At 60.7% G+C, this 14,566-nt stretch carries 15 protein-coding genes; all 15 read left to right on the forward strand.

Annotated elements, in window-relative coordinates:
• Positions 1-708, forward strand: a 708-nt coding sequence (locus SMC3_RS02465) for a UTP--glucose-1-phosphate uridylyltransferase (RefSeq protein ID WP_133299371.1), incomplete at its 5' end; no start/stop codon positions are given.
• Positions 709-752: 44 nt separating this feature from the next.
• Positions 753-1,622: a dTDP-4-dehydrorhamnose reductase gene (rfbD, locus tag SMC3_RS02470; RefSeq protein WP_119088254.1), complete on the forward strand. Its 870-nt coding sequence runs from the start codon at positions 753-755 to the stop codon at positions 1,620-1,622.
• On the forward strand, positions 1,619-2,359 hold the full coding sequence (locus SMC3_RS02475; protein WP_119088253.1) for a sugar phosphate nucleotidyltransferase: 741 nt from the start codon (positions 1,619-1,621) through the stop codon (positions 2,357-2,359). The genes rfbD (SMC3_RS02470) and SMC3_RS02475 overlap by 4 nt, the downstream gene beginning before the upstream one ends.
• On the forward strand, positions 2,359-2,922 hold the full coding sequence (rfbC, locus tag SMC3_RS02480) for a dTDP-4-dehydrorhamnose 3,5-epimerase (protein ID WP_119088252.1): 564 nt from the start codon (positions 2,359-2,361) through the stop codon (positions 2,920-2,922). The genes SMC3_RS02475 and rfbC overlap by 1 nt, the downstream gene beginning before the upstream one ends.
• Entirely contained in the window at positions 2,919-3,779 is an 861-nt protein-coding gene (rfbD, locus tag SMC3_RS02485; protein ID WP_119088251.1) for a dTDP-4-dehydrorhamnose reductase, read from the forward strand. The genes rfbC and rfbD (SMC3_RS02485) overlap by 4 nt, the downstream gene beginning before the upstream one ends.
• Before the next feature lie 75 nt (positions 3,780-3,854).
• On the forward strand, positions 3,855-4,937 hold the full coding sequence (locus tag SMC3_RS02490) for a glycosyltransferase family 4 protein (RefSeq protein ID WP_119089779.1): 1,083 nt from the start codon (positions 3,855-3,857) through the stop codon (positions 4,935-4,937).
• Entirely contained in the window at positions 4,934-5,926 is a 993-nt protein-coding gene (gene rfbB / locus SMC3_RS02495) for a dTDP-glucose 4,6-dehydratase (protein WP_119088249.1), read from the forward strand. Before SMC3_RS02490 ends, rfbB begins: the two co-directional genes overlap by 4 nt.
• A 55-nt stretch (positions 5,927-5,981) precedes the next feature.
• Positions 5,982-6,965, forward strand: a complete 984-nt coding sequence (locus SMC3_RS02500; RefSeq protein ID WP_119088248.1) for a glycosyltransferase family 2 protein — start codon at positions 5,982-5,984, stop codon at positions 6,963-6,965.
• 31 nt (positions 6,966-6,996) lie between these two features.
• Positions 6,997-8,133 (forward strand): FkbM family methyltransferase, encoded by a 1,137-nt coding sequence (locus tag SMC3_RS02505; protein ID WP_165846521.1) that lies wholly within the window; start codon positions 6,997-6,999, stop codon positions 8,131-8,133.
• The gene (locus SMC3_RS02510) at positions 8,130-9,308 is read left to right on the forward strand and encodes a glycosyltransferase (RefSeq protein ID WP_119089780.1); all 1,179 of its coding nucleotides are present in this window, start codon (positions 8,130-8,132) and stop codon (positions 9,306-9,308) included. The genes SMC3_RS02505 and SMC3_RS02510 overlap by 4 nt, the downstream gene beginning before the upstream one ends.
• A 21-nt stretch (positions 9,309-9,329) precedes the next feature.
• The gene (locus SMC3_RS02515; RefSeq protein ID WP_119088245.1) at positions 9,330-10,505 is read left to right on the forward strand and encodes a glycosyltransferase; all 1,176 of its coding nucleotides are present in this window, start codon (positions 9,330-9,332) and stop codon (positions 10,503-10,505) included.
• Complete coding sequence (locus SMC3_RS02520; protein ID WP_165848268.1) at positions 10,502-11,485, forward strand: glycosyltransferase family 2 protein; 984 nt, start codon at positions 10,502-10,504, stop codon at positions 11,483-11,485. Before SMC3_RS02515 ends, SMC3_RS02520 begins: the two co-directional genes overlap by 4 nt.
• On the forward strand, positions 11,482-12,426 hold the full coding sequence (locus SMC3_RS02525; protein ID WP_165846522.1) for a glycosyltransferase family 2 protein: 945 nt from the start codon (positions 11,482-11,484) through the stop codon (positions 12,424-12,426). Before SMC3_RS02520 ends, SMC3_RS02525 begins: the two co-directional genes overlap by 4 nt.
• Entirely contained in the window at positions 12,413-13,768 is a 1,356-nt protein-coding gene (locus SMC3_RS02530; RefSeq protein ID WP_119088242.1) for a sugar transferase, read from the forward strand. The genes SMC3_RS02525 and SMC3_RS02530 overlap by 14 nt, the downstream gene beginning before the upstream one ends.
• Before the next feature lie 100 nt (positions 13,769-13,868).
• The coding region (locus SMC3_RS02535) for a lipid II flippase MurJ (protein ID WP_207799636.1) at positions 13,869-14,566 on the forward strand (698 nt) is incomplete at its 3' end.

Here is a 14,566-nt window from a genome sequence, read left to right on the forward strand (position 1 = left end):
GGACGCGGCAAGCGTGCCATCGAGGACTATTTCGACCACTCCGTCGAACTGGAGCACGAGCTCGAGTCTCATGGCAAGCTCGACGACCTGCGTGCGGTCCAGCGCATCTCCAATATGATCCAGGTCTACTATGTCCGTCAGAAGCTGCCGCGTGGGCTTGGAGACGCGGTCCTGCAGGCACGTGCGTTCGTTAATGGCGACCCGTTCGCGGTCCTCCTCGCGGACGACATCATCGACGGTCCGACGCCCTGCCTCGTGCAGATGCAGCAGGTGGCCCGCCGGTATCCGGGGATGGTCGTGGCCGTGATGGAGGTCCCGCGCGAGCAGACGTCCAGCTACGGCATCATCGAGGGGACCGCCGTCGTGCCCGGTGTCTGGGAAGTGACGGGGCTGGTCGAGAAGCCCGAGCCCGCCGATGCTCCCAGCAACCTCGCCATTGTGGGCCGCTACATCCTGACGCCCGGCATCTTCGACGCTATCGAGCATACGGAGCCAGGCAAGAACGGCGAAGTCCAGCTGACCGATGCCCTCCAGGCCATGCTCCCCTTCAAGAAGGTCTACGCGTGCGAGTTCAAGGGGACCCGGTACGACATCGGGGACCAGATGGGCCTGCTGAAGGCCAACGTGGCACTTGCGCTCAAGCGCCCCGAGCTGGCAGGAGACCTGAGGCAGTTCCTGAGTGAGACCCTTGAGACCATCTTCGATTAATTGCGATACGCTGCTCAATCGCTCGTGGGTGGTACATTGAGGCCATGACTGTCCTGGTGGTGGGTGCCGGCGGGCGCCTGGGCAGGGAGTTCATGGACCGGCTGTCCTCGCTGGACGACCTGACCGGCCTGACGCATGTGCAATGTGATATCGCAGACAGCCTGGCGGTCGAGCGCACGGTGGTGGAACTCCAGCCGACCGTGGTCATCAACTGTGCCGCCCAGCCCAGCGTGGACGTATGCGAGAAGGACCATGACCAGGCGTACCGCATCAATGTCCTCGGTGCGCGCAACGTGGCGCACGCTGCATACAAGGTAGCGGCCAAGGTTGTGCACTTCAGCACCGACTATGTCTTCGACGGCACTGCGGACCATGTCTATACGGAATGGGACACCCCCAACCCCATCAACTGGTACGGACGCACCAAGCTCATGAGCGAAGAGGCTGTCCGGTATGCAAATCCCGATAGCCTGGTCCTGCGTATCGCCTACGTCTACGGCGTATACGGCGACAACCCCGTGACGGCGGTTGTGCGGGCTGCGCAATCGGGCGCGCCCCTTACCCTCCCTGACGATCAGGTCATGAGTCCCACCAGTGCCGCGGAGATCGTCCAGCAGACGATGCTCCTCATCCAGCGCAGCGCCGTCGGGACCTACCACGTCACCGGCAAGGGCCAGACCTCGCGGTACGAGTTTGCCCGGTCCGTTGCTACGATCCTCGGCCTTGACGCTCCACTAGTTCCAGCTCATGCCGCGGACATTCCCGGCCGCGTGCCGCGTCCCCTGCGGACGCCGCTTGCACACGAGCACCTGCGCCTGGAGGGTCAGGACATGATGAGCGAGTGGGACCAGGCCCTGTACGAGTTCCTGGTCGATCACAAGCGTATGCTGCTGCATGGAGAAGAGATCTCATGAAGGGCATTGTCCTGGCAGGAGGCACCGGTTCGCGCCTCCACCCATTGACTACCGTCACCAACAAGCACCTGCTCCCGGTGGGCAACTATCCCATGATCTTTCACCCCATCGCGCGCCTCAAGCAGGCGGGCATCACCGAGATTCTCATCGTGACCGGGCGTGACCACATGGGGGACGTCATGGAACTCCTGGGCAGTGGGCACGACTTCGGCCTCGATTTCACCTACAAGGTGCAGGACCAGGCAGGCGGCATCGCCCAGGCGCTGGGCCTTGCGCGCGGCTTCTGCTGCGGCGATAGCTGCTGCGTCATCCTGGGGGACAACGTCTTCGAGGACGACCTGACGCCTGCCGTCACAGCATTCATGGCGCAGGAGTCCGGCGCGCGCCTGCTCCTCAAGCAGGTCGACGACCCGGAGCGCTTCGGCGTGGCCGAGCTCTCACCTGATGGCCACATCCTGGGTATCGAGGAGAAACCGCACCAGCCGAGGTCGAAGTACGTCGTGACCGGTATCTACCTGTACGACGGCGCCGTCTTCGACATCATCGACACACTGCAGCCGTCGCACCGCGGCGAGCTGGAAATCACCGACGTCAACAACGCTTACATCCGTGCGGGGACGTGCACCTGCGCCGTGCTCAAGGGCTGGTGGACGGATGCCGGCACGTTCCCGTCCCTGCGCCGTGCGACGGAGCTCGCTGCCGACCTTCATCTCGGGCTTGAGGAGGCATCACACTAATGAGCGAGCACTTCACCTTCCACACGACCGACCTGCCCGGCGTGCAGTGGATCGAACCTGTCGTGCACGGGGATGAGCGCGGCTTCTTCATGGAGACGTACCGCGCCCCCGACTTCGCCGCCGCCGGCATCTGGGACGTCTTCGTGCAGGACAACCATTCCCGGTCTATGAAGGGGATCCTCCGTGGCTTGCATCTGCAGAAAACACATCCCCAGGCCAAGCTGGTCCGCTGTACCTCCGGCGCGGTCTGGGACGTCGCCGTGGACGTCGACCCCGCCTCCCCCACGTTCGGCCGCTGGTTCGGCATCGAGCTCTCGGCCGCCAACAAGCATCAGCTCTACATCCCGGCCGGCATGGCGCATGGGTTCCTTGCGCTCGAGGATGACACTGAGTTTGTGTACAAGTGCTCTGCCGAGTACGACCCGGAGGACGAGACGGGGATCGTGTGGTCCGACCGGCAGCTGCACGTGGGCTGGCCGCTCCAGGGCATCGGCACACCCGTCGTTTCCCTCAAGGACGCCGGCCTCCCGACCCTGATGCAATACCTGAAGGAGTGTGGATGATGAAACTCTTCGTTGTAGGTGCTGATGGTCAGTTGGGCAGTGACGTCGTCCGCCTCCTGTCTCCCACGGTCGAGGTGACCGCGCACATTGCGGATGAGCTTGACATCACGGATCGCGCAGCCCTGCGGCAAGCTATGGAAGCGTCCCGCCCCGAGGTCGTGGTCAACTGTGCAGCTTACACTGCGGTGAACCGTGCCGAGACCGAGCAGGATGCAGCGTACCGCGTCAACGTCCTGGGTGCCCGCAACGTGGCCGAGGCTGCCTGGCGTGTCGGTGCCAGGGTCGTGTACTTCTCCACCGACTACGTCTTCGACGGCACGGCGTCCGAGCCCTACGACGAGGAAGCCCCCACGGGTCCCCTCTCTGTCTACGGCAGGACGAAACTGCAGGGCGAGCAGGCGACCCGGGAGGCCAACCCCGACCACCTCATCCTGCGCCTCGCCTGGATGTACGGCAGCACAGGGCACAACTTCGTCCGTACCATCCTGCGCTTGGCTCGCGCAAAGGACGAACTGCGCATCGTGGACGATCAGGTCGGCAGCCCCACCTTCACCGAGGACGTCGTGCACCAGCTCTGGACAGCCATCGAAGACGGCTGTTCCGGGACGTACCACTGTGTGAACACAGGGCAGGCCAGCTGGCACGCCTTTGCTACCCGCATCGTGCACCGCCTGGGCCTGAATGTCCCCGTCATCGCCATTCACACCGTGGATTATCCTTCGCCCGCGCGCCGTCCCGCTTACTCGGTCCTGGCCGACCGCAAGTTCGAGCTTGAACAGCTCAACAGTATGCGCCCCTGGGAGGACGCCCTCGACGACTGCCTGCTTCGGTACCGGGAAGAGCTGTTCCGTGGTTGAGGCTGCCATCCGCAGTCGTTTGGACGGCCAACAGCTGTCCATAGCAGTCAGTCGCGGTTACCAGGGAGATGCCTCATGAGAGTGTCGTTCGTCTTGCCGTTTCCCGCAGGGTGGCCTATGGGCGGCTACATCATGGTGTATGCCTATGCGGACTTCCTGGCATCGCGGGGGCATGACGTAACCGTCGTGCATCCGCTTTCCCTGGATGGAATGGACTACGACCAACCGTATGCTGTCCGCCGGGATGCTCAGATGAGGAGACGTGACTGGATGGCGCCGTGGTTCGCTTTCAAAGCCAACCCCACGAGGGTCATGATCCCAAGGGTCGATGCGCGGCATATGCCTGACGCAGACGCAGTCGTAGCTACAGCATGGCAGACGGCTGGTGCAGTGAATTTGTTGGCTCAGGAGAAGGGAGTGAAGTTCTATTTCGTCCAGGGCCTTGAGACCTGGGCAGGGCCATCCGAGCGAGTTCTGCAAACATACCGGCTCGGGCTCACGAACATCGTCGTATCCCGCTGGCTAGAGGAAGAGCTGACGCACCTGGGTGCCCCTGTTGCAGCCGTTGTGCCCAATGGCATCGACATCGACTTCTTCTCCCAGTCTTCACCTGGTCTCGTGCGAAATCCACAAAGGGTGGCATGGGTTTACACTGGTGGACCATTCAAGGGTGGTACGTGTGCTATCGAAGCCTTGAGCAAGGCGCGGTTGCTTCATCCGGAATTGGATGCAGTTGTCTGGGGCACGGGGGCACGGCCCAGTTGTCTCCCAGATTGGATCCAGTATCACGAAAATCCGCTGCGGACTGCAATCAGAGATATGCTGCATTCAAGCGGGATCTTTCTGAGTTCCAGCCGGTCAGAGGGGTTTGGCTTGCCCGGGCTGGAGGCTATGGCTGCCGGCTGTGCCGTCGTGACGACGGACAGCGGCGGTGTTCGTGACTACGCGCATCATCGCCAAACTGCGTTGGTCGTTCCCCCAGATGACCCAGATGCACTATCCTCCGCTCTTGTTCAAATGCTCTCAGACAGAACGCTGCGTGATGAGCTGGCACAACATGGACTAGTCGAGGCAGCCAGGTTCAACCTTGCTGATACAGCAGAGCTGTTCGAACAGGCACTCCTGACTGGGGTGGCCCACAAGGATCATGCCGCATGAGTGAAACAGTTCTTGTCACCGGCGGCTGTGGCTTCATCGGCTCCTGCTTTGTCCTCCAGCAGATGCAGCAGCATCCCGATATCCGCCTCATCAACCTTGACGCGCTGACGTATGCCGGCAACCCCGACAATGTCAAAGAGGTCACAGGCGACCCGCACTATACCTTCGTGCAGGCCGACGTCGCCGACCGTCCCGCCGTGGAGGCCGTGTTCCGGGAGTATCATCCCACGAAGGTTGTTCACTTTGCTGCCGAGTCCCACGTGGACCGCAGCATCGACGGCCCCGACGTCTTCGTGCGCACCAACGTCCTGGGCACCCAGGTTATGCTGGACGTGGCCCGGAAGCAGTGGCAGCAGGACGCCTGCATGGACACTGCCCGCTTCCTCTACATCAGCACCGACGAGGTATATGGTGACCTCCCCATCGAGAGCACCGAGAAGTTCACCGAACACTCTCCCATCAAACCCAGCAGTCCCTACAGCGTTGCCAAGGCAGCGGGCGACCTGATGGCCCAGGCCTACCACCGCACGTATGGCATGCCCACCCTGATCACCCGCAGCTCCAACAACTACGGTCCCCGCCAGTATCCCGAGAAGCTCATCCCGCTCACGATCAAGAAAGCCCTGGCAGGGGAACCCATCCCCGTCTACGGCGACGGCCTCAACGTTCGCGACTGGCTGTACGTCGAAGACAACTGCCGTGCCATCGACGCCGTCCTGCACAAGGGTGCCCCTGGTGCCATCTACAACGTCGGTGGGAACAACGAGTTGAGCAACATCGACCTCATCCACCTGCTTCTCCACCTCCTTGCCGAGCAGACCGGCAAACCCGAAGAGGACTACACCAAGCTCATCACCTTCGTCCCCGACCGTCCTGGACACGACCGGAGATACGCGCTGGATAGCACTGCTCTGTCTCACGCAACCGGCTGGAGTGCAATTCGTAGTATGTCTCCTCTCGTGAATACGCTCGACTGGTACGTTCTGTAAGTAAATTGAACCCCCCGATGAGGAATTTGTTGACAGAGGGAGGTTGTCAGGAGTGATGGACACCGAAATCAAGAGAGTTGCAGTGGTGATTGTCAACTGGGAAGGATGGCAAGACACGGTCGTCTGTCTGGAAAGCCTCGAAGAGCTCACCGTACATCCGACTCAGGTAATTCTCGTAGATAATGGTTCCTCAGACGGGTCGGCCGAGCACTTGGCTGATTGGCTCCAGAAGCATGAGAAAAGTCTCGATACTACATATATATTACTGAGACTGCACACAAATTGCGGATTTGCTGCGGCCAACAATGCTGGAATCAGGTACCTGGAGGCCGGCGGACAGCATATCGACTATTACTGGTTCCTCAACAATGACACGCGCGTCGACAAGAACGCACTCGCAGGCCTGCTGGAAAGAAGTAGTCGTCCGGACAGGGTTGGCATCTACGGATCGGTCATCCTTGACGAGCGAGAACCGCATATTGTGCAGACGCTGGGGGGAGCTCACTATGAGGCCTTCACGGCGCAGGCTCGTCACATTGGCGGAGGAAGAGCATGCACCGACGTGTGGAATTCTGCGGATATCGAGCCACAATTATCATATATCTATGGTGCATCCATGTTCGTTTCTCATGAGTTTGTTGCGCAGATAGGCCTGATGTGTGAGGACTACTTTCTCTATGACGAAGAACTGGACTGGGCTCTCAGGGGCAAGGCAAAAGGCTTCACGCCTGGTTTTGCTGATTCGAGCATTGTCTACCACAAGGGTGGTGCCTCGTTTGCCCAGGCTCGTGCAACAGATGGTAGCAACTACGTCAGCGACTACTATCTGGTGAGAGGAGCAGTGGTCACTACGTGGCGATGGTATCCGTGGGCTCTTCCATCTGTGCTGTTCATGCGTTGGAGGGAGCTTTTTGTGCGGCTCTTTCACGGTCAACGGCTCAGCGCCAGAGCGACGGCACTTGCCCTGTTGATGCCTTGGCGCTTGCTACTGCCCGATGATCTCAGAGCTCTTGTCGAGAGGGGCAGAGCAGATGTCTAGAGTCTCGGTCCGGCAACAAGGAGTTGTGAAGATGCCAGGAACTCCGACTTATCCAAAGGAGTCGCATACACTCGCGCTGATCTATGAAGCCCTTGTTGCGAGTGAGGACATGGCGGCTCGCTGTCACACCGATCAGCTCACAGCAGGCTTCGCTGAGCCTCGGCTGCATCACTTGACCAAGGCGCTGAATCGATTGGCGGCCGTCGCTGGGGTTCATGTCGCTCGGACATCATACATGGATGCAGTCGAGTCATTCCGCTATGATCTGTTCAGCAAATGGACGAGCGTTGGCATGGTTCGGTCAGCTCTCCAGGACCCTGCAGCATTTGACCCAGCGTACGCAAGTCTCCAGGACGACGCCTCCCGGGCGTTGTTTGATTGGTTCGTGCATGTTCGTGTTGCCTATGCGACGATAGGCGAGCAGGCTCTCACGCTCTATCCAGCGCCTATTGGTCGTGAGGATTATGCCAAGGTTATCCTGTCGCTGGGAAAACGCACACCGGAGGGCTATCGTGTAGGTAGGTGGATCATCGATTCGGATCCTGTGGCTATCATCGACAGTATGCTGCGTGAACAATACTGCCTGCCTGGGATTGTAGAGCCCCAACATGGGGATGTCGTCTTGGACATTGGAGCCTATAAGGGGGAGACAGCTCTCTGGTTCGCCGATAGGGCGGGCCCTGAAGGATGTGTCCTTGCTTTGGAACCCGACTTGCAGACGGGCGTGGTACTCAGGCGGAACATAGAGCGAAACCTATCGGCTACGATGGCTCCAATACGTGTTCTACCGTATGCAGCTGGTGCCCACGAGGGGCCGGCCCGGTTCATTGTGACTGCGGATAGTTCCTCCACTCTTGGCATCGAGGGTGACATAACAGTGGCCATGACGACTGTCGATGCCATGATTGTGGAACAACACTTGAGCCGAGTCGACTTCATCAAGATGGATATCGAGGGAGGGGAGGTGGATGCCTTGAGAGGCGCCGAGGAAACCCTGAAGAAATTCACGCCCCGACTTGCCATCTCGGTCTACCATCGCCCTCATGACCTGCCGGACATCGTCAAGCTCATACTACGGGCTTGCCCCGACTATCGCCTGTATCTGTCGCACAAGTCGCCAGGGCTGGCGGAAACAGTGCTATTTGCGAAACGAGGCGATTCTTCTTGAACAGTCATGAAGTCAGAGACAAAGTGCGTGGTCGCACTGTGCCGATGCGCGTGCTGATGGTGACGAGCAACTGGATCTATGGGGGCCGGGAACGGGTTGTCAAGCTTCTCTGCGAAGGTTTCCGGGAATTGCTGGGCTGGGATGTGACTCTTGTGGTAGCGCGGCGCCGTGACGCTAGTGCGGCCGTTTCTCCAGAGCAGTTTCCAGAGCCACAAGGGACTCCGGTTCGGTGGCTGGAGACCGATCGACTGAGGGGAGTTGTGTTCCCGCTCGGGCGCATGATGCGCGAGCTGCGCCCCGATGTCGTGTTCTGGCATGCGGATGTCCAAGCGTTTCCTTACTATTGGCTGGCCTCTGTCTTAGCAGGGTGCACCAGTCGGGTCGTGGCTGTGTATCATGGTATCTTACCGATCCTTGGCACATCGGTGCGGTTCAGGGTGGGTGAGCGATTGAGGAGCACGATTGCTAGGATGGCTCCTGTGAGCGTTGCTGTATCGGAAGGTACCGCGTCAGCAGTACGAACGCGTTTTCGGCTCAGCCCAGATGCAGTACACGTTATCCAGAATCCCGTTGATGCACCGGATATTCGCGCCAGAGCAGCAGGATGTGAACCGGAGGAACTAGTAGCGAAGCATCCCGTAGTCCTAGTTGTAGCTCGTCTGTCCCCTCCGAAGGATTGGGAAACCCTCGTTGGAGCTTTCAGAACAGTAGCCACTGCAACGTGTGCAACCCTCTGCATTGTAGGGGAGGGGGAAGAGCGTGAGCACATCATCCAACTGGCCCGAGATGCCGGAATTACGGACCGCGTCATTTTGGCAGGGAATCGGCCAAACCCGTACGAGTACATGGCGCATGCCGACGCGTTTGTGTTATGCAGCCACTACGAGGGGTTTGGCATGGTACTACTGGAAGCGATGGCATGCGGAGTGCCGGTCGTGGCCACAGACTGCGAATCCGGCCCGCGTGAGGTGATCACTCACGGTCAGAATGGGTTGCTGGTGGCGCCGGAAGACCCTGCGGCACTGGCAGAGGGTATCTTGGCAGTCCTGACTGACGCAGATTTGGCGCAGCGGCTTCGACAAGGTGGTCTGAAGCGGGCAGGCGAGTTTAATTTGCATGATGCAGTCGAAGCCTATCGTCAGATAACAGAGCGCGTGTGCGGGTGGTCCCAGTGAGAGTGAACGCCTTCAGGATGCATGAATAGGAGAGAATTCGCGCCATCCGGCAGCCGTGCCAACCAACTATCCATCACGATGGTCACGGCAAACTGGATGTACAGCGGCTTGGAGCGCGTGGTCACCTGTCTGCTGAAGGAACTTCCAGTTGCATATCCGTGTACGGTGTCTCTCACCATCGCAGGCAGAACTATGCCTGACGGTCGGCACTCGGCTCAGCACTTTCCGTTGCCTGAGACCATTCCCATCGTGCACATCGAGCGAGCGCGACTCCACAATATCATTATTCCTCTGGCGCGCTGCCTTAAGACAGCTAGCCCCGACGTCATATTTTGTAATGTAGAGCCCGAGGCGCTGGTGTTCTACTGGCTGGCTGCAGTGCTGGCTGGAAAGAGGCGTGCGCTCGTCGCGGTGCATCACGAGCCGGTCAGAGAGGGAAGACGTACAGTGAAGGGACGCATCGCTGCGAGTCTTACGAGAATGGTTGTTCGAAACATCCCCCTGCATGTTGCCGTGTCTCATGGTGTGGCCGCAGCAGTGGCCAGAAGCTTGAACGTGCCTGAGTCGCACATCAGAACCATCTACAACCCGTTTGACCCCAGCGAAGTACAAGAGGCTACGGAGAAGCAGGAACCTTCAGAGCTAGTTGGAAACCACCCCGTCGTGCTGACTGTCGCCAGGCTCATGCCGCCGAAAGACTTTGAGACACTCATCAGAGCCTTTGACTATGTGACTCGTCGATTGCCTGCTTTCCTCTGTATCGTGGGCGAGGGGCCGGGGAAGTCAGGCATCGAAGCGCTCGTGCACGACCTGGATCTCGAAGGGAGAGTCTTGCTGAGTGGGTTCAGCACTGAGCCATATGCATACATGAAACATAGTCAGGTTTTCGTTCTATCGAGCTTCAGCGAAGGCTTCTCGATGGTCCTGCTTGAAGCGATGGCGTGCGGCCTTCCGGTAGTGGCGACGGATTGCGACTGGGGTCCTCGCGAAATTGTCACAAATGGAGTGGACGGACTCCTTGTACCGCCACAGGAACCGGAACTCATGGGACGGGCTATTCTTGCACTACTCGAAGATCGTGACATGGCTATACGACTGGCGAAGGCGGGTACGGTGCGTGCACATGGGTTTGCGGTTGCAGATGCAGTGAAAGCCTACCATGATGCGGCGATGGAATGTGTCAGGTCAAAGAAGTGAGAAACAACGGGATCGACGTGACTTCTTCTGACGTGTCAATTGTCCTTGCCACCCACAACGGCGTCCGCTGGCTGCCAGACCTCTTGGGCAGTCTTGCCCGGCAGACTCTTGCGCCAGCGAGGTTGTCCATCCTTGACGACGCCTCGACGGACGGAACCTGGGAGCTGGTCCGCGACGCTGCCATCCCAGGAGGACAGACGGTCGCAGGCCGTCAGGAGTCCAACGTGGGCGCGGTCCGAACCTTCGAGCGCCTGCTATCAATGGTGGGCACCGAATACTTCGCACTGTGCGATCAGGACGACGTATGGTTACCGGACAAGCTCGAGAAGTCATTGTCGCTGTTGGAGTCGAGTGGGGCGGACTTGGTCTATACAGACCTGAGGGTCGTGCACGAGGACCTCAGTCAACTAGCTCCATCCATGTGGCGCCTCTCGAACATCCTACCGGTTACAGGGCGGGCCGTGGTTCCACTTATTCTCAAGAACAGCGTGACAGGCTGCACGGTCGTCGGGAGAACGTCGATGCTGAGGAAGGCGCTACCCTTTCCTCCGGGCATCCCCATGCACGACTGGTGGCTGGGGCTCGTGGCAGCGTGTGGCAACGGCGTCGCTCCCTTGCCTGAGGCGACTGTTCTATACCGTCAGCACGGTGGCAACGAGGTGGGCGCGGCGCGCTTCGGATATCGCGGCCTGCGGTCGCGGCTTGACCGCGGAGGCACGATGCTCGGCACGTACCTGCGGGACCGCCTCGACGCTCGCTTGGCTCTCATCGACGGTTTGCAGGAGCGTGGGCTGATGAGCAGGCAATCCTTCCTTACATGGTTCTACCGAAGGACACCACTCGTGCGATTCCTGTTGAACCTGGTGTACCTGTTCTACACGGCCACGCACGCTCGTGTGCTCGGGTTTCGCAACCTCGTGGTCGACTGGTTCCTGACCTGTCTTCCGCTGGGTTCGTCCCGCAAGGGGGTTACTGCATGAGTATGCGCGTCGCTCTCGTGATCCTGACGCTGAATGCAGCAGCGTCGGCATCGAGCGTGGTCGAGGCAGTCCGGTCGCAGCGCTTGCAGCCTTACGTCTGGTTGGTGCTGGATTCGGGATCGTCCGACGGCACGGTTGAGGTCTTCAGGCAGGCGGGTGCCGATGTGGTGACGGTGGATAGAGCCCGGTTCGATCACGGAGCGACACGGCAGATGGCGATCGATCGGTTGGATGGTGTGAACATCGTCGTGTTCATGACTCAGGATGCCGTGCTTGCGGACCCCGACGCGCTGGGTACTCTGGTCGCGTGCCTGGACGACCCAAAGGTCGGCGTCGCGTATGGCCGGCAAGTGCCACGTCCGGGAGCGGGGGCCATCGAGCGCCATGCCCGGCTGTTCAACTACCCGGATGCCGGAGCCGTGCACACCATGGACGATGCAGCACGGCTGGGGATCAAGGCAGCTTTCTGCTCCAACTCGTTCGCTGCCTGGCAGCGCTCAGCGCTTCTCGCGGTGGGTGGTTTCCCGTCCCCATGCATTCTGGGCGAGGACATGCTGACTGCCGCACGCCTTCTCCAGACAGGGTACGACGTCGTGTACTGCGCCGAGGCGCGCGTTGTTCATTCGCATGCCCTGACGGTCGGCGGGGAGGCGCGGCGCTACTTCGACACCGGCGTCATGCACGCCGACAACCCGTGGCTCCTGCAGGCATTCGGGTCCGCAGGGGGTGAGGGGTTTCGATTCGTCCGGTCCGAGGTGCACTATCTGGCGACGCACGGCGCGTTCCTGCGTATTCCCGAAGCCCTCTCTCGCGACGTTGTGAAACTGGCTGCGTACCGACTGGGACGTGCGTATCGGCTCCTGCCCAGGAACTGGTGCCGGAGGATGAGTATGAGCCCGGGCTACTGGGATCGTGTAGGGGGAGACCATGCGACACCGTAGCCTGCGTCCTCTCCTTGACGCTCTCTGCCTGCTGGTGGCGTTTCTGCTGGCCCTGTTGGTGCGCTTCCGCTTCGAGACGTCGACCATCGACGTGCAGTGGTATTGGGTGTCGCTGGGGCTGTTCGCCGGCGTGGATATCGGCTACCTGTACCTGCGGGGCATGTATGACAACGGGCACGTCACTGCAGACCGGACCGGCGTCGTGGTGGACGGGCTCGTCTACGCGACGTTCCTGTACCTGCTGGTCGCCTACCTGGTCAAGAACACGCTGTTCTCGCGTCTGACGCTCGTGTATTTTCTTGTCCTGTCGTTCGTTCTGCAGCTGGTTCTGGAGCGAACCGTCGTCGCCATTCGGCGGCGCAGGTACGCGCATGGCACAGACCTTGTGCCCACCATAGTGGCCGGCAGCGTGGACGACCTGGCGGCAGCCGGCTTGGACGCGCTCAGCCTCCAGCGTGGGCTGGGGATGCGACTGTTGCAGACGGAGGGCGGGGGAGTCACGGCCGTGTCGTGTGCTCAGCTCGAGACTGCACTGGCTGACGGCGCAGCACACGCTGTCCTGCTGGCGTCGCCCCTGCTTGAAACATCGCAGATGGTGGAACTGTGCCTGCGCCGATACGTCACGGTCTATGCCCTGGGCGGCACCGTGCGCACGTTGCCGTATCCCTCCGATGTCCTGTTTGTGGACCACACGCCGGTGCTCAGAGTGCGGGATCTCCTGGTCGTCGGCGTGGGCGCCCGCGTCAAGCGTCTCATGGATGTCCTCTTGGCGGGGCTGGGCGTGGTAATTCTCTCGCCGATTCTGCTTGTCCTTGCGATGCTGGTGAAGCTCACGTCGCATGGACCTGTCCTCTTTGGGCACCGGCGTCTGGGCGAGGGCGGCAGGTCCATCCGAGTCTACAAGTTCCGCTCCATGGCCGTGGACGCCGAGGTGCGCCTGCAGGACATGCTGGCCACCGATCCAGTACTGCGCGCCGAGTATGAGGCGACCTACAAGCTGCGGAACGATCCCCGTGTCACGCCACTTGGCCGTTGGCTGCGCCGGACGTCCCTGGACGAACTGCCGCAGTTGTTCAACGTCCTCCGTGGTGACCTCTCGCTGGTGGGACCCCGTCCCATTGTCGCGGATGAGATCGCCAAGTATGGCCCTGCGGCTGCTGTCATCCTCCGCGTTTCGCCTGGGGTCACGGGGCTGTGGCAGGTCAGCGGGCGCAGTGACCTGGACTATGCGGAGAGGGTGCGGCTGGACATGGACTACATCACGCACTGGAGCCTGTGGCTGGACGTGCGCATCCTGGCGGCCACCATCCCCGCGGTCCTCCGCAGGAGGGGCGCGCGTTAGCCTGGGACTACGGGTGGTCTCAGTCTGTCCACGGTTGTGAGGTTGTACTCCCGGTTCCCTCGTGCTATGGTACTACAGTTCCAGATTCGGAGGCGTGACCATGGTAGATGAGCACCAGCAGCAGGCAGCAGCAGAGGATACCAGGTCGCGCGGCCATCGGCTGCTGCGCAGGCAGTCGGTTGCACAAGCGGCGGTATTCCTGAGCATTGTCACGCTGCTCAGCAAGTTCATCGGCTTCGCGCGCGACGCCATCGTGGCACACAACTGGGGGGCGACCGGCGTCACGGATGCCTTCCTCATCGGCATGATGATCCCCAGCGTCCTGCTGGGTATCGTGTCGATAGGTCTCAGCACACTCATCGTGCCGTGGTACATCGCCCACCGCAAGAATGACCCGGCGCGTGCGCACGAGCTGGTCAACCAGGTGACCTTCGTATGGGGGATGGCCTTCCTCATCGTGTCGACGCTCGTCCTGATATGGGCCCCCCAGCTGGTTCATCTGTTCGCGCCCAGTTTTACGGGTTCCCGGTACGACCTGGCGGTCAAGGTGACGCGTCTGCTGGTCCCGATGGGTTTCTTCAACGTGATGACTGGGTTGGTGACAGGCTTGTCGCAGGCCGAGGGCCAGTTCCTCATCCCTCTGCTGTCCAACGTGTTTGGCAATGTGCTGCTGGTAGGGTGTCTGCTCTTCTTCTCGTCGCCGCTGGGCATCCAGAGCTACTCGCTGGGCTTGACCGTCATGTCGGTCGTGGGCTTTGCTCCTATCGTGTGGTTTCTCCTGAGTCGCAGGGGCTTCTT

The organism is Candidatus Cryosericum hinesii (assembly GCF_003570985.1).
Classification (GTDB): Bacteria; Caldisericota; Caldisericia; order Cryosericales; family Cryosericaceae; genus Cryosericum; species Cryosericum hinesii.